Below are 25,483 nucleotides of genomic sequence, written 5' to 3'. Positions count from 1 at the left end.
TGTTATCAATAGAAGAAATTTAGCGCGCACATGATACCTGATTTCACCGGGATGCAAAGGCCAGTGACCCGATTGATCGCCTGTTGCCGTTTTTTCCAGCAACATTGGACTATTACCCTTTGTTCATTGATGGCACGTGCTGACAGTGATATTTAAGCGCACGTAAAAAACTGGCACAATGGCGTAAATCAACGAGATATCAGCACCGCACGGTGCGCGACGCAGGAAAATTAACCTTCACATGACTCAGTTGCCTCAGTTTTCACGAGAACTGCTTCACCCGCGCTATTGGCTGACCTGGCTGGGTGTCGCTTCTCTTTATCTTTTGGTGCTACTTCCTTATCCCCTGCTTTATGTTCTCGGCTGTAATATTGGCCGCATTGGGATGCGTTTTATGAAACACCGCGTCAGTATTTCCCGACGTAATCTGGAATTAAGTTTCCCTGATATGCCGGTAAATGAACGCGAAGCGATGGTCAAACACAATTTCGAATCGGTTGGTATGGGATTGATCGAAACCGGTATGGCGTGGTTCTGGCCTGACTGGCGCATCAATAAATGGCATACGCCGTCGGGGCTGGAGCATATTCAGCAGGCACGCGATAGCCAGCGCGGCGTATTGCTTATTGGCATGCACTTTCTGACACTGGAAATTGGTGCTCGTATGTTTGGTATCCATAACCCAGGCATTGGCGTCTATCGCCCTAATGACAACAAACTGATCGACTGGCTTCAGGTTAAAGGCCGGATGCGGTCAAATAAAAGCATGCTCGATCGTAAAGATCTAAAAGGAATGATCCGCGCACTGAAGCACGGAGATATTATCTGGTATGCACCCGATCACGATTATGGCCCGCGTAGCAGCGTCTTTGTGCCCTTCTTTGGCGTGGACAAAGCGGCAACAACGGTGGGAACCCATTTGCTGATCCGCACCGGTAAACCGGCTGTCATCCCTTTCGTACCGCGTCGTCTGCCTGGGGGTCGCGGCTATGAACTGATGATACTGCCTGACATCAGTAGCGAATTTACGCTGGAAAGTGATGTCGCAACCGCAACCAGAATGAATCAGGTTGTTGAAGAGGGTGTGCTGCTGGCGCCTGAACAGTACATGTGGCTCCACCGCCGCTTTAAAACACGCCCGGAGGGCGAACCTTCCCGTTATTAATCAGATTGCGCTAAATGGCCTTTGAGGACATTTAGCGCCTGCCCCACTCCCTGCTAAATAAATCAGTCACTCATCGCTGAGTAATCCCTTAAACGAACCCACAGGGCCATTTTTTAATGAGTCTCCGGATTGAGAATATAAACTCACTATGATTAAAGTTAAAGCGACTAAACAATACAAAGGCCGCCAGGCGGCATTGCGCCTTTTTCGCTTTTAATTAATTAATAATACAGTGAACTCTATTTAATTTTCTATGGCGCTGATTATTCTGCACGCCAGGCCTAATCCTATTTAGCCGGTCTTAATGATGTTTCACCGCTAATGAATTGGAGAAAATCAACTTACTTTACAAGCAATTGCCTTGATGATTTGGTTTATATTCCATTTTACATATTTTTAACAGCCCGATAGACCATTATGGCATTTGAAGTCATTAATGCTTATCGGTAATTTCGTTCGTAACAGTCAGACCTTTAACGGCTCTGGCCAAAATTATAAAAAATACAACACAGCAAACCTCTAACGGGACAGTTAATATGAACAAAGGTCTCTACTATTACGTTACAATCGGTACCGATCAGGAAAATTATCACTTTCTTCATCGTAAAGGCTGTAAACGGTTGCCTGATAAAGAAGAAGTCATATTTATCGGCACGTTATATAATTTGAGTCAGGCACTTTCCATCGCCAGAATTAATTTTAAAAAAGTTAAGCCCTGTATAAAATGTTGTATCCGTTACTCAGCACCCGTGATTCATGAGTCCGTTCAACCGGTTCTGCACTTTCCGCAAAAGATGATCTGACCCTGACTGGCGGGAAATGGTTTATTTCCCGCCAGTTGCACCGGCCTGCCCTTTCCCTCCTTCAGATTTCGTCTATCCTTCACTGAAATCAAATCAATCCATAGTCAGTGACCCGTAAAGGAGATGAGCGATGAGCATGTACAGTACTTTAGAGGAAGCCATCGATGCTGCACGTGAAGAGTTCCTCGCTAACCACCCAGAGTTTGAGGAAGGGGATGCGTCGATCAGCCAGTTTGGTCTGCAAAAGTATGTGATGCAGGATGGCGATATCATGTGGCAGGCTGAGTTCCTGGCGGAAGAAGGTGAAGCTGGCGAATGTCTGCCTTACCGAAGCGGTGAAGCGGCACAGGCCATTTTTGAGGCAGATTTTGACGAAGTCGAAGTGCGTCAGGAGTGGTTAGCAGAAAATACCCTGCACGAGTGGGATGACGGCGAGTTCCAGCTGGAGCCGCCGCTGGACACCGAAGAGGGTGAAGCTGCAGCACAAGAGTGGGAAGATGATAACAGCGATTCCGATCGCAGTTACTCGTAAGGACCGTGACTGGCATCCACCGGTAACAACAGGGTGTCAACCACCAGCGACAGCGGCAGGTCGAGGATCGTCAGGACCCGCCATCCGCTGTCGCGAACATCCCACTGTACGCCGGGATAGTACTGATTACCATGCCCCTGCCCGGGAATGGTACGACTGATAATACTGCCGCATCCGCTTAAGCAGAGCACAGCCGCGACGATAACACCCGCCTTTAAGTACCCTTTCACCACTCATATCCGCCATGAAGAAAAAGCCATTGAGATCGTCACGCGCTGCTCGCGGTGACTGCCAGCGATAAATTTATCAGCGAATCGCTGTTTTAATCCGATAAAAAAAGCGGCATCGCTGCCGCTTTTTCAGATTACGCGCTGTTTGCCAGCGCGTTGGGGTTGAGCGTGAGTTTCTGATAACTCTCCACCCACTGATGATACTTGTCCGCATCTTCCCACAGTCGGGTATGAACACGGGCCAGCACCACCGGATCGCTGATCAACTGCAGACGCTGTTCGCGACCCAGTTTATCCGGCGAATCGCTCAGCGCCTGATCCACACGACGGTCACGCGCATAGTCCAGTAACTGACTCTGCCTGTGGCGCGAGGTGGCCAGTGCCGTTGCCAGTGCGTTAAACGCAGGATGGAACAGAGCATGCATAAAGCCATTCTCCAGCGCGCGCTCACGGTTCAGCACCACATAGCGATCGGTATCCACCAGTTCCTGCGGCGGCGAGTACTCTTCCGGGATCAGGAACAGCTTCGCTTTCTTGCTCTTAATGCCCAGGGTTGATCGGCTCGACATGACCGAGACAAACGGCGACAGAATCAGTGAGAAGACAATCGGTGCCAGCCACCACAGGAAGTTAAGATCCAGCAGTCCCATACCAATCGCCCACACCAGACCCAATGCCATCTGCGAACCGTGACGTTTAAACGCCTCGCTCCACGGTGTTGCATCGTCATCACGCTGCGGTGAGTTCCAGACTACTTCCCAGCCGAGGAAGGCGCTGACCACAAACACCGTATGGAACAGCATACGCACCGGAGCCAGCAGCACTGAGAACAGCGTTTCCAGCACCAGTGATGCCAGCAGGCGCAGTGGGCCACCGTAGGCCTTCGATCCTTTAAACCAGATCAACACCACACTCAGCATCTTAGGCAGGAACAACAGCACCATAGTGGTTGAGAACAGCGCTATCGCCAGCTCCGGACGCCACTGCGGCCAGACCGGGAACAGCTGCCTTGGTTGCAGGAAGTAGGTCGGTTCCATCAGCGTATGCACCACCTGCAAGGCAGTGGAGAGCGCCAGGAACATAAACCACAGCGGAGCCGAGAGGTATGACATGACACCGGTCAGGAACACCGCACGGTGAACCGGGTGCATCCCTTTCACCAGGAACAGGCGGAAGTTCATCAGGTTGCCGTGACACCAGCGGCGGTCACGCTTAAGCTCATCCAGCAGGTTCGGTGGCAGCTCTTCATAGGAGCCCGGCAGGTCATAGGCAATCCAGACGCCCCAGCCGGCACGACGCATCAGCGCAGCTTCTACGAAGTCATGCGACATGATTGAACCCGCAAAGGAGCCCTCTCCCGGTAACGGTGCCAGGGCACAGTGCTCAATAAAGGGTTTCACGCGGATAATGGCGTTGTGACCCCAGTAGTGAGACTCGCCCAGCTGCCAGAAGTGCAGACCGGCGGTAAACAACGGACCGTAGACGCGGGTCGCAAACTGCTGACAGCGCGCATAAAGCGTATCCATACCCGATGCTTTCGGCGAAGACTGGATGATACCGGCATTCGGGTTGGCATCCATCATGCGCACCAGACCGGTGAGACACTCTCCGCTCATGACGCTATCGGCATCCAGTACAACCATGTAGCTGTAGTTGCTGCCCCAGCGACGGCAGAAGTCATCGATGTTTCCGCTTTTACGCTTCACGCGACGACGACGACGGCGATAGAAAATCTTGCCTGCCCCGCCAACATCCCGCACCAGTTCCATCCAGGCTTTCTGTTCGGCAATCGCGATATCCGCATCGTAACTGTCGCTGAGGATGTAGACGTCGAAGTGTTCAGCGTTACCGGTACGAACCACCGACTCCCAGGTCGCACGCAGACCGGCGTAGACACGCTCAACGTCTTCATTACAGATCGGCATAATCAGCGCGGTACGATGTTCCGGATTAAGCGGTTCATCTCCGACCGTTGAGTAAGAGATACTGTATTTGTCACGTCCAATCAGCAGTTGCAGGAAGCCCATCAGGGCCGTCCAGAAACCGGCAGAGACCCAGCAAAAGAGTATGGCGAACAGGAACAGGATGCCGGTCTGCAACAAATAAGGCAGGATCTGCATCACTGACTGCTGCCAGTTCTGATTGATCATCTCCATCGGATCCAGAAGCGTCCAGCCCTGATACGGCAGAATACTCTTCATGTACCAGGTGGCGACCACGGTCTGGAAAATGGTCAGGATCAGCAGAATGTAGCGTCGAATCGAACCGACATGACGCCACTTCTCCTCGGCACGCCGCTCTTCCGCATTGGCATAACGCGGCACCGATTTGTGTCCACGCAGTGAGTCCCAGGCACGGGCGACCGGGTTGGTGCGCCAGGCTTCCGGGAACATCAGTGAGCGTTTGACCTTCGGCATCGCCTTCAGCGTGGTGCGGTCGAGGTAATCTTTACCCAACTGCTGACCTTCGGCCAGCGAATCGGGCCAGGCCATTTCAACCCGCGATGAGACCGATTTTAACGGCGCATCGTCGGGACGGTCACTGGCTGCGACATCCCTGCCCAGCACATCATGGATGAAGTGGAACTCGCCGGCATTCTGCAATGAGACGCTCAGGCGGGCCTTCCCTGCCGCATCCAGCGGCAGAGATTCCACATAACGTTGAGGTGTAAAAGTCGATTTATTCATTGGCAGGTAACTGATAGCTCCAGGTTTCCGTCAATGTCTTGTCGCCGCTAACCAGGGCCGCACGCATTTCGGTGGACTGTTTGGCATCTTTCACACGCAGACGCAACACCAGACGCCAGCCTTTGGTGACCGGGTTATAACGTACGCTCTGCTCAACCACATCAGCATTTTTACCCACGCTGACCTGCGGTGCCACCTGACTGTTTTCCGCCATCTTGCTCATGTCTTTACCCACGAAGTCGATGGTGAAAGCCACGGTGCCATCCGGCTGACGCACCAGATTAGACTGCTTCACGTCACCCGCTGAACGCAGGGTATTTTTGACCCAGGCCGTATCATCGGAGTGCAGCTGGTTTTCGTCGCGCGAGAAGTGCAGACGATATTTGAAGTTCATCTCTTTGCCAGGCTCTGGCAGTGTCTCCGGCGTCCAGAACGCAACGATGTTGTCGTTGGTTTCATCTGCCGTCGGGATTTCAACCAGTTCAACCCGGCCTTTACCCCAGTCGCCTATTGGCTCAACCCATCCGCTTGGACGGAGGTCGTAGCGGTCATCAAGATCCTGATAGTTGTTAAAGTCACGCCCACGCTGCAGCAGACCAAACCCTTTCGGATTCTCGATGGTAAAGGTACTCACCGCCAGATGACGCGGGTTGTTCAGCGGACGCCAAATCCACTCCCCGTTGCCGTTGTGGATAGAGAGACCGTCAGAGTCGTGAAGTGCCGGACGGAAGTTGTTCACCGTCGATGGCTGGTTCTGACCAAACAGGAACATACTGGTCAGCGGTGCAATACCCAGTTTGCCGACGTTATCACGCAGGTAAACTTTTGACTGCACATCAACCGTTGAAGCGTCACCCGGATGCAGCACAAAGCGATACGCACCCGCCGCACGCGGCGAATCGAGCAGTGCGTAGATCACCAGCTGTTTGTCCTGTGGTTTAGGACGCTGAATCCAGAACTCTTTAAAGCGCGGGAACTCTTCACCGGACGGCAACGCCGTATCGATGGCAAGTCCACGCGCCGACAGGCCATAAACCTGACCGGCACCGATGACACGGAAATAGCTCGCGCCCAGGAAGCTGGCGATCTCATCGTTTTTACCCTTGTTGTTGAGTGGGTAAAGCACTTTGAAACCGGCAAAACCGAGGTTTTTTACCGCATCCGCGTCATGTTTTACATTACCGAAATTAAAATAATCGGGGTTGTATTTAATCTCGCGCACCGCGCTGGCGGTCACTTCATTGATCTGCACCGGGGTATCGAAATACATGCCCTGATGATAGAACTCCAGCTTGAACGGCGTGCGCAGTTTGCCCCAATACGCTTTATCGTGGTTAAACTGGATCTGCTGATAATCAGCAAATTTCATTTCACGAAATTGAGAGGGTAAATTGCTTTTAGGCGCTTCGAAGCTTTTCCCTGCCAACGCTTTGGCTTGTTTGGCAACATCGTCGATGTTAAACGCCCAACTGTTATTGGCGTACAACGCCAGCAGAACTGCAGTACCAATCCAGCGTACCTTCATCAGTCCGGCTTTATTTTTTTCTTTAGTCAGCACATCCCCCCCTTTCGTGTGCTTAAATCAAACCCGTTTATCTTAAAGGATTATTCGGTTTTCCGACAGCTTATGCGCAACATTGTTCCCGCATTTCGTCAGGCTCAACGCTACTTTTAGGACAATTAGACACTACGGATTCCACTGATAGTATACCTGGTTTATCCCAGGTAGAATTTTCACAGAGCATAATCCGGTTTCAGGGTGAAACCGGTCAAACGTACTAACGAACTGGAACTTTATGAGTACTGTAAAACCTGAACGTGAATACTTCCTCGACTCCATCCGCGCCTATCTGATGTTACTGGGGGTACCGTTTCACGTTTCCCTCATCTACTCCGCGCAGAAATGGGCAGTAAACAGTCATGAAGCGTCATTATGGCTGACGCTGCTGAATGATTTTATTCATGCGTTTCGTATGCAGGTGTTTTTTGTCATTTCTGGATACTTCTCCTACATGCTGTATCTGCGCTATCAGCCACGTCGCTTCCTGAAGGTGCGTCTTGAACGGGTAGGTATCCCGATGCTGACTGCCGTTCCGCTGCTGACGCTGCCGCAATTTTTTATGCTGAAAGAGTGGACTGATAAGCTGGCTGACTGGCCCCGTTTCACGCCCTATCAGAAATTTAATAACCTGATGTGGGAGCTGATTTCACACTTGTGGTTCCTGGTGGTGCTGGTGATGCTGACCACGCTGGGGATGGTGACGTTCCGCTGGCTGCGCGATCAGCATCGCACCATTGATTACACGCGGGTTGGCTGGGGTGCACTGACCGCTGGCGTGCTGGCGTGGGCGCTGATCTGGTGCGTGTTCCGCCGTCTGGTGTTTATTTACCAGCCTGCGTGGCTGATGGATGGCTTGTTTAGCATCATTGTCATGCAGACGCTCTTCTATCTGCCGTTCTTTATGCTGGGGGCGCTGGCGTGGAAACATCCGCCGCTGAAGCAGCTGTTTGTCCGCTTCAACCCGGTGATGTGGGTCGGTGCACTGCTGATGTTTGCGGCCTATTGCGCCAACCAGCGACTGAGCAGCGGTGAGGGTTGGTTGTATGAGCTGGATGCGATTATCTCAACGCTGATGGGTATTTGCATGCTGAACGTCTGCTTCTGCTTTGGTCATAAGCTGCTGAATTCACATTCGCCGCGCATTATGTATCTGGTCAATGCGTCACTGTTTATCTATCTGGTGCACCATCCGCTGACGCTGCTGTATGGCATTTACGTGACGCCGCGGATTGAAAACAACACGCTGGGCTTCTTCGTCGGTCTGCTGATGGTGTTTGGTATCGCGTTTCTGCTGTATGAGATTCACCTGCGCATCCCGCTGCTGCGGTTCCTTTTCTCGGGGAAATTTGAGCGTAAACAAGCACAATGACAGGCGATCAGTGACCTCGGGCCATAAGTGAGGTCAGGCTATAAATGATGTGTCTCACAGACAGCTTAAGAGTTTAAAGCGATGGGAGCATACGCCAGTAGCAAAGCATAGCGGGCCAGGGATGGCCCGCGCTGAGCCCGCCAGGGATGGCGGGTTTTGCGTCTTTGCGGAGGGCGTATGCTTCCTGAGCCAGCGCCTGTACCCAGGCAAGGTCCAGCTTACAGCAGCCACTCAATCGGCAGTCGCCACACCAGACGGACCTGCAGACGCTGCCACCAGGAGCAGCCCGGCTCGTGTTTATGCACAATCTGCTGCGGCTCATCCGGATACTCCAGCCAGTTTACCCTGCCCCACTTATCCAGCCGCAGCGTCCAGGCCCGATCGCGCATCGACTGGCTGAAACGCTGATGCGTCTCTCCGGCCAGCGCCGCACTCTCAATCACCAGTCCCATTTCCGTATTCAGCACCGCTGAACGGGGGTCGAAGTTAAACGAGCCGATAAACAGCGTCTGTTGATCTACTGAGAAGGTTTTGGCATGCAGACTGGAGCCGGAGTTACCGGTTAATCCCCGGTCGTGCGGGGCATCAGGCACGCCCGCCTGCGGTTTCAGCTCATAAAGCGAAATACCATGACGCAGCAGCTTTTTCCGCCACTTAGCGTAGCCAGCATGGACAATCGACACATCGTTAGCTGCCAGCGAATTGGTCAGAATGGCAATTTTTACCCCTTTGCGCTTCATTGCCAGCAGTTGAGCGACGCCTGCACGGGTCGGCACAAAATAGGCCGAGATGATGTCGAACTGCTTTTGTGGCGTGCCTATTACCTCCAGCATTCGCTGCGGCAGCAGGCTTCTGGCACGCGCTTTGCCTAATCCTTTACGCGGATCATCGCTCAGGAGGCGCGCTTTTGCCCAGGTCAGGGCCAGCGTGCCCTCTTCCAGCTCCTGCAACAGCGAAGAATTTTCCAGTCGCTGAAGATAGCGCTGCACCGGTTCACTGTGACGCCACTCTGCTGGCAGACTCACACTGTCCTCTTCCGGCGCCTCTTCATCCAGCACCTGCTGCAGCGGCGAGACCGGCTTACTGTGCCAATAGCGCTCAAAATCCTCGGCGACTTCTTTAACCACCGGGCCTATTGCCATCACGTCGAGATCGGCAAACAGCGGTTCATTACCGGTGCCGAAATATTCGTCGCCAACATTGCGCCCACCGACCACGGTCGTGACACCATCCACCGTAAAGCTTTTGTTGTGCATGCGGCGATTAAGACGGGCAAAATCGGTAAGGTAACCCAGCGCACGCAGGGTGCGAAACGAGAACGGGTTAAACAGCCGCACCTCAATGTTGGGATGGCGGTTGAGCTGGGACAGCGTGTCGTCCAGGCCCGGCGTATTGTTGTCATCCAGCAGCAGCCGCACTTTTACTCCGCGTCGGGCAGCTTCCAGCACGGCGCTGAACAGCAACCGGCCCGAGAGATCGTTTTGCCAGATGTAATACTGGATATCGAGTGAACGCTCCGCTTTTTGCATCAGCAGATAGCGGGCAGCAAAGGCATCCAGCCCGTCGCTAAGCTGATGGACGCCGCTCAGCCCCGGATGGCGCAGACATTCTGGCTCCAGCTGTGTTTCCAGCCAGCTGGACCGTTCCAATGGCTGGGAGAGCTCAAACGCTTCGGTCATGACATTTCCCTGTAAAATGCAGTTATTTTTATTATTCCCCGGTCCGGCCTCTGAGACTATTCCTCTGTTCCGACTCAGTAAGCGGTCACGGGCGTTTTTTAGTCTAGACTTAACCGGACGATCTGTGACCGGCATTAGTCCGGCAGGAGAGGAATATGTCTCATCAATCCCTTACAGATACCCGCCAGCGCTTCCATCCCAGCCTGTTTCGCAGCTTTTTTCAGGGCAGCTTCCCCTGCTCCACCGCCTGCCGTACGCCCGGAAAACGGCTGGATATGGTGATCAGCAGCGGACACGATATGCTGCTGGAAAAAGATTATGCCGCATTAGCTGAGCAGCATCTGCTCACCGCCCGCGACGGTGCGCGCTGGCATCTGATTGAAAAGATCCCTGGCCAGTATGACTGGCAGAGCTTTCTGCCAATGGTCGAGGCCGCGCGACGTCAGCAGATGGAGATCATCTGGGAACTGGCTCATTTTGGCTATCCCGATCATCTTAATATCTGGAAAGCCGAATTTGTTGACCATTTTAGTCGTTTCGCTCGCGCGATGGCACAACTGATGCGCGATCAGGGCATCGAACGCCCCTTCTTTACACCGGTTAATCAAATCTCATTCTGGTCATGGGCCGGGGCGGATGTGGCCTGGTTTAATCCTCATGCCGCGAATCGCGGTAAAGAGCTGAAGCGCCAGCTGGTCCGCGCCTCGCTCGCAGCAATACATGCCATTCGCGAGGTCTATCCGGAGGCGCGTTTTGTCCTGACTGACCCGCTGGTGCAGATCGCTCATCATCCTGATAATCCGGACAGCAAACCCTATGCCGATGCACAGCATCAGGCGCAGTTCGAAGCCTGGGATATGCTGGCCGGTCGCATCGATAAGGAGCTGGGCGGCAGTGAAGATTGCCTGGATATCCTCGGCCTGAACTACTATCCCGATAACCACTGGTTTTTCCCCGACCAGCCGATGTCGCTGGAAGATCCGGAGCGAGTACCGCTGCATATTCTGCTGGCGCAGTGCTGGCAGCGCTACCAGCGTCCGATGCTGATTGCTGAAACCGGCGCAGAGGGTGAAGCGCGTGCCCCCTGGCTGCAGGAGATCAGTGAAAACGTGGCGGTGGCGCTGGATCAGGGCATTGCAGTGGAGGGAATTTCGCTCTATCCGGTGGTGGAGTATCCGGCCTGGGCCGATGACCGGCGTTCGCCTGGCCCGCTGCTGGGATTAGCCGATCCCAATGGCAACCGTAATCTGCATGAACCGCTGGCACTGGTATTGCGCAGTCAGCAGATTAAGTTTGCGACGCGTAATCAGACGTGCTGAGAGGGTGGCTTTTTAGGGTAACAGGAGCGTACGTCGAGAGAGGGATCGGCAGGATGACGTACGTCGGTCAGCCAGACCATGGTAAACAGGAAGGTCACCCCGATCAGGCAGGCCGCCAGCAAACCGATAATTGCGATTAATTTGTCATCTCCGGAGTCCATCGCCTTCTCCTTATTCAATCCGTTGAATCCCTGTGCGTGTCAGCTCATCCAGAGCGTAATCATCAGGACAAAGATTATAAGCGTTACCGAGGTCACCGCAAGCACCACTATCGCAAAGTGCGCATCGTCAAGTGACTGGCGAATTGGCTCATCGTGATCGTCGGGTGGCAAGGGTAAAGACATAACTATCCTGTGAAAAACATGGGCCGCCGGGTTGTGATGCGGTGAGTGACAGTGTAGATGAAAGGCTGATTATCGTCCGGTTCTTTCGTCCGAAAAATAAACTGGCCCGTGCCAGCGCGGCACGGGCCTGAGATCAGACGCCGCGCCAGCGTTTGAAGATCAGTGAAGTATTAATGCCACCAAAGGCAAAGTTGTTGCTCTGGATATAGTCGGTTTCAAGCTCACGCGGCTCACCCATGATGTAATCCAGCTGGCCGCCATCTGCTGCCGGTTGCGTCAGGTTCAGGGTTGGCGCAAACCACCCTTCCCGCATCATCTCTATACTCATCCAGGCTTCCAGCGCCCCACAGGCACCCAGCGTATGGCCAAAATAGGACTTCAGTGAGGAGATCGGCGTCGTTTCGCCAAACACCGCCGCCGTCGCCAGACTTTCGGCCATATCACCCCGTTCAGTGGCGGTGCCGTGCGCATTTACATAACCAACGTCTGCGGCCGTGATACCGGCGCTTTGCAACGCCCGCTCGATGCAGATCTGCATGGTTTCCCGCTGCGGCTGAGTAATATGGGCGGCGTCGCAGTTGGTATGGAAACCGGTGAGCTCGGCGTAGATCGTTGCACCGCGTGCCAGCGCATGTTCCAGCGACTCAAGGATCAGCGTGCCCGCCCCTTCGCCAATAACCAGACCATCGCGCTGCTGATCGAAGGGGGCTGGCGTGGTGTGTGGCGCGTCATTACGCTGGCTGGTGGCAAACAGGGTGTCAAACACCGCGGCTTCCGACGGACAGAGCTCTTCTGCGCCGCCAGCCACCATCACTGTCTGATACCCGTGACGAATCGCTTCCCAGGCATAACCAATCGCCTGGCTGCCAGAGGTACAGGCGCTGGAGGTCGGGATGACCCGGCCGCGCAGGCCGAAAAAGAGCCCGGCATTGACGGCCGTGGTGTGCGGCATCATCTGCACATAGGTGGTGCCGGTGATATTGTTGGTGTGCTTTTCGGTCAGCATGGTGGCGAACTCGCTGACTGGCCCGGTGCTGCCGGTGGAAGAACCGTAGGCGATGCCCGTTTCTCCGCTGGTCAGCACCGGATGGTCAATCAGGCCCGCCTGGATCAGCGCCAGCTCGGTCGCGCGCGTTGCCAGCAGCGAAACGCGGCCCATGGCGCGGATACGCTTGCGGGTATAGTGCGCAGGCAGCACAAAGTCATCCACCGGTGCGCCGAGCAGCGTGTGCAGCCCGTCGTAGATCTGCCACTCCGGCATAAAGCGCACCGCATTGCGGCCCGCACGGATCCGTGCCGAAACCTCTGCCCAGGACTCACCAAAGGCGGTTACACCGCCCATACCGGTTACGACTACCCGCTGGATCACAGCATGCCTCCGTTTATAGAAATGACCTGACGCGTCACGTAGCCTGCGATATCGGACATCAGATAGCTCGCCAGTCCGGCGACCTCTTCAGCCGCGCCCATGCGCTTCATCGGCACGATCTTCATCGCTTCTTCAATCACCTGGGGTTCCAGCCCCTCCATACCGGTATCAATCAGGCCTGGCGCAATGCAGTTAACGGTGATTTTGCGTTTCGCCAGCTCAATCGCCAGCGCCTTAGTGGCACCAATAATGCCCGCTTTCGCCGCGCTGTAGTTCACCTGACCGCGATTGCCCATTATTCCCGACACCGACGAGAGCGTGATAATGCGGCCGCCGCGCCGCAGACCGATCATCGGCATCACGCAGGGCTGGATCACATTGTAAAAACTGTCGAGATTAGTGTGGATGACGCTGTCCCACTCCTGATCCGTCAGGGCAGGAAACGCCGCATCGCGGGTGATACCGGCGTTGCTTACCACGCCAAAATAGGCGCCATGCTGTTCAATATCCGCCTCCAGCGCAGCGCGGGTTGCCGCCCGATCGGCCACATCAAATCCCAGCACACGGCCGCTGCCGCCTGCGGTTTCGATCTGCTGCAGGCACTGCTCAGCGCCGGCGCGATCGCGGTTGAAATGGACGATAACCTGATAGCCATCCTGGGCGAGACGCAGCGCAATCGCGCGGCCAATCCCTTTACTGGCGCCCGTCACTAATACCGAATCTGTCATGGCTGATTTCCTTGCGACATCAATTGCTGTAATTCTGCTTCATTGGGCTGATACGTATTCAGACGACCGCTGGCAAGCCGCTGCGTGCCGTAACGAATGTCGCCCTCAAAGCTGCCCATGCGGTCATCGCGCATCAGCAGCGTCATTCGGATATCGAGCGTGACACGGGCGGGAAAGAGCGGCTGTTCTGCCCGCCAGCCGCGTCCGCCCAACAGCATGCCGGGCGGGATAAGGGTTGCGCCGCTCTGCTTTGCATGCCAGCCCGACCAGACGCCCACGGTCTGCGCCATCATCTCGACGCCAAACCAGGCAGGCAGTTCACCCTGAGGCGTCAGAAACGGTGTCAGTACGCCTCCGGCACAGGTCGACACCTGACAGTGAACCTGCTCATCATCAACGGCGATCAGCTGATCAAGCAGCAGCATCGGCGCAGCGTGCGGCAGCCAGCGTGCCGCGGGAGAATTAATAACCATGTTGGCGTCCCAGAATCAGACAGGTGTTGTTGCCGCCAAAGGCAAAGGAGTTAGAGGCAATGACAGGCCGTTGCAGCGCCTGCGGCTGTAATAACAATCCGCAATCAGGCAGCGTCTCATCCTGTGCCGTCTCACTGAAATCCTGCGCGGGCAGCGGCAGATTGTTTTGCAGGATCAGCGCACTGAGGGCGGCTTCACACACTCCCGCCGCGCCGAGCGTGTGACCGGTCAGATGTTTGGTCGAGCTGCACGGCACCGCATTGCCAAACAGGCGCTGAATCACGGCGGCTTCCATCTGGTCGTTAAGCGGCGTCGCGGTGCCGTGCAGATTGATATAACCCACCTGCTCTGGCAACAGGTTCGCCTGTTGCAGCGCCATACGCATCGCCCGTTCAGCACCCTCGCCCTGCGGATGAGGCGCGGACATATGCCAGGCGTCAGACGATTCGCCAGCCCCCAGTAGCGCCAGCGGCTGCGGTTCCCGCGTCAGCAGCATCAGTGCGGCCCCTTCGCCAATCGAAATACCGTCGCGATCGCGGCTGAAAGGGGCACAGCGACGTTCAGAGAGCGACTCCAGGCTGTCGAATCCGTTGATCGGCATCCGGCTCAGCGAGTCTGCACCGCCCACCAGCGCCACATCCACCAGCCCCGCCGCGATCAGCCGCTCACCACTGATAATGGCGCGGGCGCTGGAGGAGCAGGCGGTTGAAATGGTATAGGCCGGGCCATCCACGCGCAGATAATGAGCCAGGAAACGGGAGGGATCGCCCAGCTCCTGCATCTGATAGTGATAACCGGACTGACTGCCGCCAATCTGCTGATCGCCCTCATCCACGCCCGAGGTGCTGGTGCCCAGCACAATTGCCACTCTGCTGGCACCATAGCGCGCAATTGCCGCGTCGAGCGTCGGACGAATCTGCGCCAGCGCGGCCAGCAGCAGCTGGTTATTGCGAGTATTATGCGCGCTCAGGGCAGCAGGAACCGGTGGCAACTCGCCTTCAACCCTGCCGAGCCAGCAGGTGCGGTCACCGCTCAGCCAGCCCTGACGCAGCTGCATGCCGGGTGCCTCACCCATTTTCAGGCTGGCCGTAATCTGCTGAGGGTCATTACCCAGGGCATTCAGCATGCCAATGGCAGAAATGTAGATCATGAGGCGTCCAGATGTTGAATGCGGATCTGATAGCCAAACGCATGCTGCTGAATGCTGATGGGCTGTCGCTGATTACCGCGTTGCAGATAATCGATTTCGGTGACCAGCTGGTTATGGGCATCGATCAGCCGTCGCTTTAACCCCTGATCCTGCAGCGTCCAGCCAGGCGGCAGCTGTTTTTGCCACAGATCCCGTGGCCAGTAGCTGAGCATAATATCCGCCAGTACCTGACTGGCAGGTGGCATCTGCGGCAGCGGCATCAGCTGCTGGGTGTGAATACCGCTGGCATCGTAGCGCAGGCTGAACAGGCGAATACCCACCGAGGAGAGTCCGGCCAGATCAATTTGCTGTTCATCGGCGCTGAGCAGCACCAGCAGTGACTGACTCTGGCCTTTCACCTGTCCGGTCAGTAACTGCTGCTGCTGAAAGGCGGGACGGATGCCCGGCGGTGGCAGCGTCACCTTCACGCCCGGTTTCAGCCAGGCGGTGGGACGGCTGCTGTCGGGTGCAGGTCCGGCACAGGCGCTGAGCAGCAGAGCCGTCAGCAGAATAAGAACGGCGCGGATCATCGTTTACTCCTTGATCGGGTGGGTCGCATCGCCAGCGGCGACAGCAGGAAAGCGCTGAAGATGCCGCTGCATAACACTGTGCCAAAACTGGCAATCGCGCTGGTGCTGCTGAATACCAGCATACCCAGCGTCAGTAAGGTGGTAATCATCGCCAGCGACACCGCCAGCAACGAGGTCAGCGGCGTACCCTGCGGGTTGCTGAAAAAGAGCGTGTAATTAATGCCAATGCCCAGCACCAGAATCAGTGCCAGCAGCGCAAACAGATTCAGCGACGCGCCGATCCAGCCCAGCGTTGCCAGCGCCATCGCCAGCGACAGCACTGACGGCAGCGCGCTGCGTAAGCCCGCCTTTAACCCCAGTCGCAGGATAAAACTCAGGGTGATCAGCAGCAGCGCCAGCGCCAGTAACCCGCTCAGCAGGGTGCGCCAGAAGCTGAACAGCGAATCGTAACCTGATTTTCGGTCAATCCAGCTGACGCCCGGATGCTGTTTGGTCAGCTCCGCGAGTGCAGCGCTGTTTTTTACACCGCTGGTGGGGATCAAGACACCGCTGCGCCCGTCTGGCAGCGTCAGCCACAGCAGTCGCCAGCCTTCACTCAGCGGACTCGCCAGCCACGCCTCTGGTGTTACCGGCATCGGGGTCAGATCCGGTGCCGGTAACGTGATACCGGCCTGCTGCAGGCGGGCCGTAATATCCGGTGCTGCCTGTTTCAACAGCTGAAGATCCCGCTGTTGCTGCGCCAGCGACCTCAGCGGCAGCAGACGATAGTGCTGCAGCCAGCCCTGCTGCTGCGCCTGATGCAGATCCGGTGCCAGTTTTTCCAGCCGCTGCAGCGTCTGCTGCGCGTCATCGCCCCAGACCACAAACCAGGTCTGATCGGCGCGCTGTCCGGTCAGGGTTGCCAGCTGGCGATCCTGCTCCAGCAGATGCGCAGGTGCACTTTGCAGATGGGCGATGTCATCATCCACCTTTAACTGGGCGATACCGGCCAGCGCGAAGATCGCCATCGCCACCGGTAATCCGACGCGCAGCCCGCGCTGGCGACGCCAGGCGGCAAGCCAGCGCGCCAGCGGCACCATCAGCGGTACCGGACGCACCGGTAATCCGCGTACCAGCCACGGATAGATCAGAATCACCGTCAGACAGGAGGCCGTTAATCCGCTGGCGGCAAACACCGCCAGCTGCCGCAGCCCCGGAAAGGGTGCCAGCAGCATCAGCAGCCAGCCGATGGCGGTGGTTCCGAGCGCCAGCAGCAGCGTGCCGCGGATTTTTCGCAGGCTCTGCCACGGCGTCTGCTGATCGCCGTGAACCCTGCGCTCGGTGAGATAATAGAGCGTGTAATCCGCAGAGATCCCGACAATACTCAGGCTCATCACCAGCGTCATCAGATGCAGTTCACCGAAGCAAAGCAGCGTCATCACCGTGCCCGCCATCGCGCCGATGGCCACGGACGTGACCGTCAGCAACAGCGGGCGCAGTGAACGGAAGACCAGCAGCACCAGCAGGATGACGCCACCCAGCGTCACACTGCCCAGCGTTTTTACGTCATGCTGCGCACGCTGGCTGGCGTTGTCGCTGAAGAGCACCGTGCCGCGCGTCAGCAGTTTCGCCTGCGGCCAGCGGCTTTTAAGCTGTTGCTCCAGCGCGCTGAGCCGGGTCACCAGCGCATGACTTTGCTGCATACTGAAGGCATTGTTCGCCAGTTCGCCATGCAGAAAATACCACTGCTGACCCTGTGCATCTTTTACTGTCAGCCAGCCATCCTGCAGTGTCATGCGCCCGGCGTTCTGGGCCAGCGCAAGCTGTGAACCCCGCACCAGCATCAGAGGATCGCCCTGCAACTCTTTACTGCTGACGCCAGAGAAGGCCGAAAAGAGCTGCGCCAGCAGCCAGTCAGCCTGTGCCTCACCGCCGTTCTGCAACCGGCTGCGCGTCGCCTCATCAATCAGGCCGTTACGGTGTTGCCAGGCAAAACGGCCCCACTGCTGTTGCTGTTGCGCATCAAGATCGCCCTGCACCTGTTTCAGGTCAGGCAACGCACGCAGCTGCGCCAGCCACCAGGCGGCGACCTGCTGATCGTCCTGCTCGCCGGGTGAAACCAGCCACACCAGCTGGCGATCCAGCCGCTGCATAAAGCCCTGCTGCAGCGCAGGCGGTGCCGCCCCCAGATTCTGCTGCGGCAACAGCGCCAGCACACTGCTGTTGAGCTGGCTGCGCGGCAGCAGAAAGGCGAGCGCCGCCGCCAGCAGCAGACAGATAACCAGCCACAGGAGGGCCAGCAGCCGATCGTTACGGCCCGGCAAAACGCGCCTGCTCCTCGTCGCTTAACTGCGGCGGCTCAATCTGGGTGTTGCTGAGCTCTATTTGCGTTTTATCGCCCTGTTTATCATCCAGGTTGATGCTGTCCAGGTAGGCGCTGCCCGCCAGCGAGATACGGTTGAAGATTTTGTTGAGCGGCGCCGCTTTGGGCGTCAGCTCCAGCGTCCAGGCTCCGTTGCCGCGATCGCTGAAGGCCACGCTGAAGTTCTCGTTCAGCACTTTCTGGTCGGCCTGGAACAGCGCCCGCAAGAGATGGTTGAACTGGAACATCTGCGGGTTACTGTCGGCGGTGATCACCTGAGGCTTCTGGCCGCTAAGGCTCTGCACCATGCGTTTATCATCCAGCAGCAGCGTCATCACAAAGGGTGTCTGCTGATGCCACCATAAGCCCTGCTCGCGAGCGATCAGCATCTGCCCGTGCGAGACCAGCGGCTGACGCATGCCGGAAATGGTACGCGTCTGGATAAAGTCTGCCCGAATCACCGGCTGGCTGGCAAAACGCTGCTGCAGCTGATCCAGCGTGACCGCGCTGGCGGCACTGGCCCACAGCAGCAGGCTGGTAAGCACAATTTTCAGCATCCTTTCACTCCTAAACGTTCCAGTAAAATATCGGGTGAAACAAAGCACAACGCCTGACTCTCCTGCTCCACCGCCACCTGCAGAGTATGCGCTTTGGTGGTGATCTGGCCGGCAGCATTTCGCACTTCATAGTCGATGCGCAGACGGTTCTCATATTCCGTGATCCGGGCGCTGACGCGAATTGTCTCTTCGCAGCGCAGTGGCTGGCGGTATTTGACCCGGGTATCGACCACCGGCCAGACGTAGCCGCTGGCGGCCATCTCGGCATAGCTGTAGTTAATGCTGCGCAGCAGGGCTTCACGCGCCACTTCGAAAAAGCGGAAATAGTTGCCGTGCCAGACCACGCCCATGGGATCGCAGTCGTGGAATGAGACGGTCAGCACGACTTCAGCATGATGTTCAGTCATGGTCAGACTCCTTGTGGTGCGCCTGTTGATCAGGCAGCGTCCAGAAATCGAAAAAGTTAAACCAGTCGAGCGGCGCCAGCATTGCGTAATGGGCCAGCCGCGCTGCGTAACGATCCACCGCCTGTTGCAGCGCCTGCTGACGTTGCGCACGCGGCAGCAGCAGCGGATCGGCGAAGGGCTCACAGTGGATACGCAGTTTACCCTGTTGCTGCAGGGCGAACATCAGCAGCACCGGACAGCGCAACGCGGCCGCCAGTATAAACGGCCCCTGAGGAAAGGGTGCGACACGGCCCAGAAAGTCACTCCAGATCACCCGCCGCTCGCCGCCGCGCTGCGGATTGACCGCAGTGCGATCCCCGACAATCGCTACCCATTCGCCCGCATCCAGCTTCTGTTGCAGCAGGATAGCGGTCTCCGGCCCGATATCGCTCACCGGCATCAGATTCACCCCCGCCTGCGGGGCGATGGTTTCCAGCACCGCCCGAAAACGCCGGGCATTATCGGTAAACACCAGCGCATTAATCACCAGCCCGCTGACCTGCTGCGCCATCGCGCGACAGGCTTCAATGTCGCCAAGATGGGAAGCGAGAATCAGCTTGCCCTGAGGTGTGGGTGTGCGGATCACCGCTTCTGCGCCTGGCGCAAAATCGATATCACGTCCCCAGCGCAGATCGCCGCGCCAGCTGGCCACTTTATCCAGCATTGCCCCGGCGAACCGCAGGAAATGGCGGTAGCTGTTAAGCCGTGGCGGTAACGCAATCTGCTGCTGCTGCGCGGCGGTAGTGACCTGCGCCAGCCACTGCCGGGACGCGCGTCGCGCGCGCTGACCGCTCAGCCAGTAGACCGCTACTACCGGCCAGAGTAGCAGCGTAAAGGGCAGCCGCCCGCCGTAGCGATAGACCGCCAGCATAAAGCGTAATCCCCCCTGTCCGCGCCGCTCGGTTTCCACAGACCAGTGCGTCGGCGGTTTGCGCATCGCCAGCAGACGAGGAATGCGCGGCAGCATGCTGAAAAACAGCCGGGTATGCATCCAGGAGATGCGCAGGTTGTCGTAGAGCGCATCGAAGTGTGACAGCCCGCTGGCCGGATAGGTGACACGGGTCGGGATAAAGCGACTGCGGGTTCCCTGCCAGTAGAGTCGCACCATGATCTCGGTATCAAAATCCATGCGCTGACCGATGGCCCGGCGATCGCACAGCGCCAGCGTCGCGGCCAGGGGATAGACGCGGAAGCCGCACATGCTGTCGCGGATCGACAGCGACAGCGTTTCAATCCAGACCCAGAAATGAGTGATGTAACGACCATAAAGGCGTGATTTGGGGATCGAGTCATCATAGAGCGGCTGACCAGAGATCAGCGCATCGGGATATCGCTCCGCTTCCGCCAGCATCAGCGGCAGATCTTCCGCCTGATGCTGGCCGTCCGCGTCGAGCTGCACTGCATGGGTGAAGCCGCGTGCCGCCGCCACCCGCAGTCCATGGATCACCGCCGCACCTTTACCCTGATTGCTGTTGAGTCGCAGCAGGCTGAGCTGCGGGGCGTGCAGCGTCGCCAGCTGAAGCTGAGTGGCCGCATCGCTGCCATCATCCACCACGATTACCGGCAGATTAAAGGGCGCCAGCCGCGCCAGCACCGACGCCATCATCGCGCCGTGGTTGTAGCAGGGGATCACCACGCAGGGTGAAAACGGGGCGCTTAACACAGTGCGATCTTCCCGCTGCTGGCGGTCTGCTCGCCGTCGTCCTTCAGCAGGCTGTAACGGAAACTCAGACGCGATTTTTCAGCGTCCCAGTCAAGACGCAGTTGCAATAGCGAGTCGGGTAATACCGGCTGCTGAAATTTAATGTTATCAACGGCGGCAAACTGTTTGCCGGGCGCGAGCAGTGACACGCCGTAGTGCATCACCCAGTCGAGCTGAGCCACACCGGGCAGAATGGGCAGCTCCGGAAAGTGACCCTGAAACCAGAAGAGTCCGGCCTCAACCTGCAGGGTCAGCGTGACGCTGTCAGGCTGCAGATCCCGGCTGCGTTCAATCGGCAACATGAAAAAGTTCCTCTATTTGCGGCCAGGCGCGTTTGCTTTGGGTGGTGACCGGAATGGTGGCGACAATCCGCCAGTAGCGCGGCATCGCCAGCGGTTCCAGCCAGCGCTGCAACTGGCGTTTCCACTGCTGCCTGCGCTGATGCAGAGCCGCCTCATCCAGCGCGCTGTTCAGCGACAGCACGACGCCAATCGCCTGACGCTCATGACGCGTGACCACCAGCGCCACGGCATCCCCGATTTCCGGCAGGTCGATCAGACGGCGCTCTATCTCGCTTAATGAGATGCGCTTATCACCGATTTTTACGATGCGATCGTGGCGTCCTGCCAGCTGAAATCCGCCGTCCGGCTGTATAGTCAGCCGATCGTCCAGCGGCAGGCCGCTGTCACCGGCAATCAGCGGCGACCAGACCTGCCAGCGTTCAGGCGTGATCTGCTCCAGCCTGACCTCCGGAAAGCAGCGCCACGACGTGTCGGCCCGATCACACTGACGCCAGGCCAGAATGCCGGTTTCGGTGCTGCCGTAGATTTCACTGACCTGACAGCCAAAACGCTGCCAGACCTGCTCCGCATCCGACCCGCGCAGTACGCCACCGGCAGAGACAATCAGTTCACAGGCGGGCGCATTCAGTGTGCTGTCCAGCCGCGATAAAAAGGCCGGGCTGCTGATAAAGGCATAGCGACAGTCACGCGGAAGCTGGGCCAGCTGTTCGCCGTAAAACAGCGGCTGGGCGGAAAACGGCAACCTGAGCATCATCGGCAGGAAAAGTCGAAACGATAAACCGTAAAGATGCTGATGGCTGACCGAGGCGATGACCCGGCACCCCCGCAACTTTTCGCCCCACAGGGTACTGAGCCAGCGACTCTCCTGCTCCATCACCGCCAGCGACTTCACCACCTGACGCGGCGCGCCAGTCGATCCCGAGGTGAAAAGCACCAGTTCTGAAGACGCCGGCAGCGGCGGCAGTTGTCCCAGCGCGTCTGCGTCGTCGCACATCAGCAGTGGCAGGCTGACCGCCAGCGGTATGTCGCACAGCACGCCATCCAGCTGGTCCTGCATCTCATCCAGCAGGGCGGCGCGGCTGTGACCCGGCATCACCGGCGTTTTACCGGCATACCAGCATGCCAGAAGCGCCACACAAAACCGGTAGCTGTCATCACAGCAAAGTGCCCAGTGCGTGCCCGGCTGAGCCGCTACTCGCTGGCTCAGCGCCAGCACCTGACGATGCATCGTGCTGAGCATCAGCGGTTGATCGCCACGCCAGGCGACCTCGCGATCGTCTCCCGTCAGCCAGTCGGCCACCATCATGCTTTTCGCCTCACGCGCTGACGCACCAGCCATTCAGCCCCCATCAGCGCGGCGATTAACAGATAACTTATGCCGCCGTTCCACAGCGTCCAGAGCCGCAGATCGCCATTCAGACACGTATAGAGCGCCATGCTGCCGTTGCCGATAAAAAACAGGCACCAGATTTGGGTGACGCGGCGGGTATAGCGCAGTGCCGCAGGGGGAAGCACGGGCTCACGCAACCGGGCGATGCGTTCCACCAGCGGCATCGCGCTCCAGAGTGAGGCGCCAAACACCAGCAGCATCGCCAGATTGACCGCCACCGGATACCACAGCAGCAGATGCTGAGTGCGTAATAGCTGGCTGCTGACACAGAGCAATGCACCGAGCAGCGCCAGCCAGCCCATGACCGCGCCCATGGCGTTTTGCTGACGACGCAGCTGCAGCCAGCGCAGGCCAAACAGCAGCGCCAGCAGCCAGAAAAGTCCCTGCCAGCGTGGCTGCGTCAGCGCCAGCCAGACCAGCAGTGGCCAGGCCAGCAGCGTAAGCAGATTCAGCAGGCGAAGCATAGCAGCAGGCACGGCGGGATCAGGCGTCTTCGCGCATCAGTTGTTCCACGGCGTCCACCACATCCTGCACGGTGCGCACCGCGCGGAAGGTTTCCGGTTTAATTTTACGGCCGGTACGTTTTTGCAGATGAACCACCATATCAACGGCGTCTATGCTGTCGAGTTCGAGATCTTCATACAGACGTGCCTCGGGATGGATATCCTCAGGCGCAATTTCAAACAGGCTGGTCAGCAGCGAAGCCACTTCCTGATAGATCTGTTCTTTGTTCATCATAAGGTTGTCTCCGCTTTCAGCCGCGCTGTTGGTTGACGAACGCAGCCAGCGTCGCAACAGAGAAAAAGTGGGCGCGCAGGGTTTCACTCTCAGCGGACAGCGCTACGCCGTAGCGATTTTTCACTGCCAGGCCAAGTTCCAGTGCATCAATCGAGTCCAGGCCCAGCCCGTCGCCAAACAGTGCAGCGTCGGTCTCTATATCATCGGGACTGAGATCTTCAAGGTTCAGCGTGTCGATAATCATCTGTTTGATATCGTTAATTAATGAATCCATACCGGTTTTCGTCTTACCTGTTCTGGGGGACCAGCGCCTGCTGTAAATGGCGGGTCAGGCGACGCGCGGCCAGTGGCTGCGCATCGGGATTGCTTTCACAAAATGACTGACTGTCGATTCGCGTTTGTACACGCACGGTAAACAGCGGTTTAACCGGCGGAATCTGATACCAGCGGCTCTGTTTATCGAGCATACGCTGGCTACAGGTGATGTGAACCACGCGCAGATCGCATCCGGCGCGCACCGCGATATTGGCTGCCCCGCGCTGTAGCGTCAGTGGATGTCCGTAGCGGGTGCGGGTGCCTTCCGGAAAGATCAGGATATTGTCGCCGCGCGCCAGTCGCTGCTGACTGTCCGGCAACAACGTCTCCGCTTCACTGTTGATCAGATAGTCCGCGGCGCGGATCACCCCACGCATAAAAGGGTTCTTTTGCAGATCGGCTTTAACCAGACAATCCATCTCCGGCAGTACCGACGCGATCATTACGTAGTCGATCAGTGACGGATGATTGGCGACAATCAGGCATCCACGATCCTGTTGCAGAAGCTCTGCGCCTTCAATGCGGTAGTCATAGACCCCGGTCATCCGGCAGAAACGCAGAAAGCAGCGGAAGCTAAAGGCGATAGCGCGTCGGGCCAGCAGTCGGCGGCGCAGCGAATCGCGCTGTACCAGTAGCAGCAGGTTGAAGCCAATCAGCGACAGCAGCAGTCCGCCGAGGCCAAACAGCGTAAAACTCACCGCCGTCATCACCAGCCGCCAGCAATAGTTCATCCGGCTGCCGGTGTCGTGCGCCGGTTGTGAACAATCAGCCATGATGTCTCTCCCAGTGCCATGTCAGGCGTTCGCCCGGCAGGCTGAAGGTGGGCGATTCCGCCAGCCACTGCTGCAGAAAGCGCAGACTCTGCGGTAACCCTGTGTCTGCCCTCGCCTCTCTGCCAGCAAGGCCAGTGCAGTGCAACTGGTCGCCTGGGCGCAGCAGCAGCGCCACCGCATAGGGGAAATTCACACGCTGTTCCGGCAGCCAGGGCAGATAATAGTCAGGCACGATGCCGTCGAAATCGACCAGCAGTACCTGCTGATAACCCGCCTGATGCAACGCGCTGACTTCAATCAATCCCTGCTGAAACGAGTCGATGCCTGCCGCTATCGAGGTGGAGACCAGTGGCGCTTTGGCCGCAATGGTCAGGCTGCCAACCGCCGAATTGTGAACCGACATGGCAAAATCTGTGGGTGACATTGACTGCTTATCGGCCAGCGTGGTGAGGATACGCAGATTACGTTCCAGCTCACCGTGACGACTGGTGAACACGATAGCGTCAACCTGCTGACGCGCAATCAGCGCCAGCCCACACTCTACCGCCGCACGACTGCCGCCGCTCAGACGACGTGCTGTCATCATCGGTAAAAATTGCGGCTTCGCCATCGCCTCTTTAGGGTCTATGACGGTGCCCTGTTGCGCCCAGTGCTGCCAGCCCTCGCCCTCGTGTAATCCCGGAGCCAGAGCCTGCCAGTCGACCAGTGAGTAAGCGAGTCTCATCTCAACACTCTTTTTGTCATATGTGTGGCGTCGGCGTTCATCGGGGCGTCACCCCGGCCCTCTTCAAAAAAAGTGCGTCCGGGAAACCCTCTGCCGATTCCGCATCAGGCCTTCACGGTAGAGGGTTACTCAGTGGTTCAGCAATAGCGGCTCATCTGATTTGTCGGCCGGTTGCCGGAGATCTTTATGCTTTGATCGTCTGTCGACATCTCATTGC

General features: G+C 57.4%; 27 protein-coding genes. 5 read left to right on the top strand and 22 right to left on the bottom strand.

Features of this window, described 5'->3' with window-relative positions:
* Positions 1–241 precede the first annotated feature (241 nt).
* From AC0T7J_RS09680 to AC0T7J_RS09670, 3 genes are all read left to right on the top strand, one after another.
* Positions 242–1,165, top strand: coding sequence for a Kdo(2)-lipid IV(A) acyltransferase (locus AC0T7J_RS09680; protein WP_473793736.1), 924 nt, complete (start codon positions 242–244; stop codon positions 1,163–1,165).
* A gap of 536 nt (positions 1,166–1,701) precedes the next feature.
* A complete protein-coding gene (locus tag AC0T7J_RS09675; RefSeq protein ID WP_473793734.1) occupies positions 1,702–1,968 on the top strand; it encodes a hypothetical protein in 267 nt (88 codons plus the stop codon).
* Between the two features lie 130 nt (positions 1,969–2,098).
* Positions 2,099–2,500 (top strand): MysB family protein, encoded by a 402-nt coding sequence (locus AC0T7J_RS09670; RefSeq protein WP_473793732.1) that lies wholly within the window; start codon positions 2,099–2,101, stop codon positions 2,498–2,500.
* Here AC0T7J_RS09670 and AC0T7J_RS09665 read toward each other — a convergent pair.
* The 3 genes from AC0T7J_RS09665 to AC0T7J_RS09655 form a co-directional block, all read right to left on the bottom strand.
* Complete coding sequence (locus AC0T7J_RS09665) at positions 2,491–2,730, bottom strand: YceK/YidQ family lipoprotein (protein WP_473793730.1); 240 nt, start codon at positions 2,728–2,730, stop codon at positions 2,491–2,493. The genes AC0T7J_RS09670 and AC0T7J_RS09665 overlap by 10 nt on opposite strands.
* 134 nt (positions 2,731–2,864) lie before the next feature.
* Positions 2,865–5,417 carry a glucans biosynthesis glucosyltransferase MdoH gene (gene mdoH / locus AC0T7J_RS09660; protein ID WP_473793728.1) on the bottom strand — a complete coding sequence of 851 codons (2,553 nt, stop codon included), beginning with the start codon at positions 5,415–5,417 and terminating at the stop codon, positions 2,865–2,867.
* The gene (locus tag AC0T7J_RS09655; protein WP_181815149.1) at positions 5,410–6,945 is read right to left on the bottom strand and encodes a glucan biosynthesis protein G; all 1,536 of its coding nucleotides are present in this window, start codon (positions 6,943–6,945) and stop codon (positions 5,410–5,412) included. The genes mdoH and AC0T7J_RS09655 overlap by 8 nt, the downstream gene beginning before the upstream one ends.
* Before the next feature lie 268 nt (positions 6,946–7,213).
* On the opposite strand from AC0T7J_RS09655, the gene mdoC reads away from it, so the two are divergent.
* Positions 7,214–8,347, top strand: a complete 1,134-nt coding sequence (gene mdoC / locus AC0T7J_RS09650; RefSeq protein ID WP_473793727.1) for a glucans biosynthesis protein MdoC — start codon at positions 7,214–7,216, stop codon at positions 8,345–8,347.
* A gap of 218 nt (positions 8,348–8,565) precedes the next feature.
* Here the strand turns inward: mdoC and AC0T7J_RS09645 are convergent, their stop codons facing one another.
* On the bottom strand, positions 8,566–10,026 hold the full coding sequence (locus AC0T7J_RS09645) for a phospholipase D family protein (RefSeq protein ID WP_473793725.1): 1,461 nt from the start codon (positions 10,024–10,026) through the stop codon (positions 8,566–8,568).
* 155 nt (positions 10,027–10,181) lie between these two features.
* Here AC0T7J_RS09645 and AC0T7J_RS09640 point away from each other — a divergent pair, with 155 nt between their 5' ends.
* Positions 10,182–11,345, top strand: a complete 1,164-nt coding sequence (locus tag AC0T7J_RS09640; RefSeq protein WP_473793723.1) for a glycoside hydrolase family 1 protein — start codon at positions 10,182–10,184, stop codon at positions 11,343–11,345.
* Here the strand turns inward: AC0T7J_RS09640 and AC0T7J_RS09635 are convergent.
* From AC0T7J_RS09635 to AC0T7J_RS09550, 18 genes are all read right to left on the bottom strand, one after another.
* On the bottom strand, positions 11,333–11,506 hold the full coding sequence (locus AC0T7J_RS09635) for a hypothetical protein (RefSeq protein ID WP_010246427.1): 174 nt from the start codon (positions 11,504–11,506) through the stop codon (positions 11,333–11,335). The two genes, AC0T7J_RS09640 and AC0T7J_RS09635, sit on opposite strands and share 13 nt — an antisense overlap.
* Positions 11,507–11,545: 39 nt before the next feature.
* The gene (locus AC0T7J_RS09630; RefSeq protein ID WP_010246429.1) at positions 11,546–11,689 is read right to left on the bottom strand and encodes a hypothetical protein; all 144 of its coding nucleotides are present in this window, start codon (positions 11,687–11,689) and stop codon (positions 11,546–11,548) included.
* Positions 11,690–11,822: 133 nt separating this feature from the next.
* Positions 11,823–13,058 (bottom strand): beta-ketoacyl-ACP synthase, encoded by a 1,236-nt coding sequence (locus AC0T7J_RS09625; protein WP_473793720.1) that lies wholly within the window; start codon positions 13,056–13,058, stop codon positions 11,823–11,825.
* Entirely contained in the window at positions 13,055–13,786 is a 732-nt protein-coding gene (locus AC0T7J_RS09620) for a 3-ketoacyl-ACP reductase FabG2 (protein WP_473793718.1), read from the bottom strand. The genes AC0T7J_RS09625 and AC0T7J_RS09620 overlap by 4 nt, the downstream gene beginning before the upstream one ends.
* Positions 13,783–14,259, bottom strand: coding sequence for a hotdog family protein (locus AC0T7J_RS09615; RefSeq protein WP_473793716.1), 477 nt, complete (start codon positions 14,257–14,259; stop codon positions 13,783–13,785). Before AC0T7J_RS09615 ends, AC0T7J_RS09620 begins: the two co-directional genes overlap by 4 nt.
* Positions 14,249–15,409 (bottom strand): beta-ketoacyl-[acyl-carrier-protein] synthase family protein, encoded by a 1,161-nt coding sequence (locus AC0T7J_RS09610; RefSeq protein WP_473793714.1) that lies wholly within the window; start codon positions 15,407–15,409, stop codon positions 14,249–14,251. Before AC0T7J_RS09610 ends, AC0T7J_RS09615 begins: the two co-directional genes overlap by 11 nt.
* Entirely contained in the window at positions 15,406–15,978 is a 573-nt protein-coding gene (locus tag AC0T7J_RS09605) for a DUF3261 domain-containing protein (protein WP_473793712.1), read from the bottom strand. The genes AC0T7J_RS09610 and AC0T7J_RS09605 overlap by 4 nt, the downstream gene beginning before the upstream one ends.
* Positions 15,975–18,281 carry an MMPL family transporter gene (locus AC0T7J_RS09600; RefSeq protein ID WP_473793710.1) on the bottom strand — a complete coding sequence of 769 codons (2,307 nt, stop codon included), beginning with the start codon at positions 18,279–18,281 and terminating at the stop codon, positions 15,975–15,977. Before AC0T7J_RS09600 ends, AC0T7J_RS09605 begins: the two co-directional genes overlap by 4 nt.
* Complete coding sequence (locus tag AC0T7J_RS09595) at positions 18,268–18,876, bottom strand: LolA family protein (protein ID WP_473793708.1); 609 nt, start codon at positions 18,874–18,876, stop codon at positions 18,268–18,270. The genes AC0T7J_RS09600 and AC0T7J_RS09595 overlap by 14 nt, the downstream gene beginning before the upstream one ends.
* Positions 18,870–19,283 (bottom strand): acyl-CoA thioesterase, encoded by a 414-nt coding sequence (locus AC0T7J_RS09590; protein WP_031594668.1) that lies wholly within the window; start codon positions 19,281–19,283, stop codon positions 18,870–18,872. The genes AC0T7J_RS09595 and AC0T7J_RS09590 overlap by 7 nt, the downstream gene beginning before the upstream one ends.
* The gene (locus AC0T7J_RS09585) at positions 19,276–20,985 is read right to left on the bottom strand and encodes a glycosyltransferase family 2 protein (protein WP_473793706.1); all 1,710 of its coding nucleotides are present in this window, start codon (positions 20,983–20,985) and stop codon (positions 19,276–19,278) included. The genes AC0T7J_RS09590 and AC0T7J_RS09585 overlap by 8 nt, the downstream gene beginning before the upstream one ends.
* The gene (locus AC0T7J_RS09580; RefSeq protein WP_473793704.1) at positions 20,979–21,326 is read right to left on the bottom strand and encodes a 3-hydroxyacyl-ACP dehydratase FabZ family protein; all 348 of its coding nucleotides are present in this window, start codon (positions 21,324–21,326) and stop codon (positions 20,979–20,981) included. The genes AC0T7J_RS09585 and AC0T7J_RS09580 overlap by 7 nt, the downstream gene beginning before the upstream one ends.
* Positions 21,313–22,632 carry an AMP-binding protein gene (locus AC0T7J_RS09575; protein WP_473793980.1) on the bottom strand — a complete coding sequence of 440 codons (1,320 nt, stop codon included), beginning with the start codon at positions 22,630–22,632 and terminating at the stop codon, positions 21,313–21,315. The genes AC0T7J_RS09580 and AC0T7J_RS09575 overlap by 14 nt, the downstream gene beginning before the upstream one ends.
* Positions 22,629–23,192 (bottom strand): COG4648 family protein, encoded by a 564-nt coding sequence (locus AC0T7J_RS09570; protein WP_473793702.1) that lies wholly within the window; start codon positions 23,190–23,192, stop codon positions 22,629–22,631. Before AC0T7J_RS09570 ends, AC0T7J_RS09575 begins: the two co-directional genes overlap by 4 nt.
* A 7-nt stretch (positions 23,193–23,199) precedes the next feature.
* Positions 23,200–23,454 carry an acyl carrier protein gene (locus AC0T7J_RS09565; RefSeq protein ID WP_010246453.1) on the bottom strand — a complete coding sequence of 85 codons (255 nt, stop codon included), beginning with the start codon at positions 23,452–23,454 and terminating at the stop codon, positions 23,200–23,202.
* A gap of 16 nt (positions 23,455–23,470) precedes the next feature.
* Entirely contained in the window at positions 23,471–23,728 is a 258-nt protein-coding gene (locus tag AC0T7J_RS09560) for a phosphopantetheine-binding protein (RefSeq protein ID WP_010669816.1), read from the bottom strand.
* Positions 23,729–23,741: 13 nt separating this feature from the next.
* Positions 23,742–24,542 (bottom strand): lysophospholipid acyltransferase family protein, encoded by an 801-nt coding sequence (locus AC0T7J_RS09555; protein WP_473793700.1) that lies wholly within the window; start codon positions 24,540–24,542, stop codon positions 23,742–23,744.
* Positions 24,535–25,266 carry a beta-ketoacyl synthase chain length factor gene (locus AC0T7J_RS09550; protein WP_473793698.1) on the bottom strand — a complete coding sequence of 244 codons (732 nt, stop codon included), beginning with the start codon at positions 25,264–25,266 and terminating at the stop codon, positions 24,535–24,537. The genes AC0T7J_RS09555 and AC0T7J_RS09550 overlap by 8 nt, the downstream gene beginning before the upstream one ends.
* Positions 25,267–25,483 lie beyond the last annotated feature (217 nt).

Source organism: Pantoea sp. E956-1 (assembly GCF_982223955.1).
The sequence above is the reverse complement of the archived record's forward strand: the minus strand, read 5'-3'. Positions and strand labels throughout refer to the sequence as shown.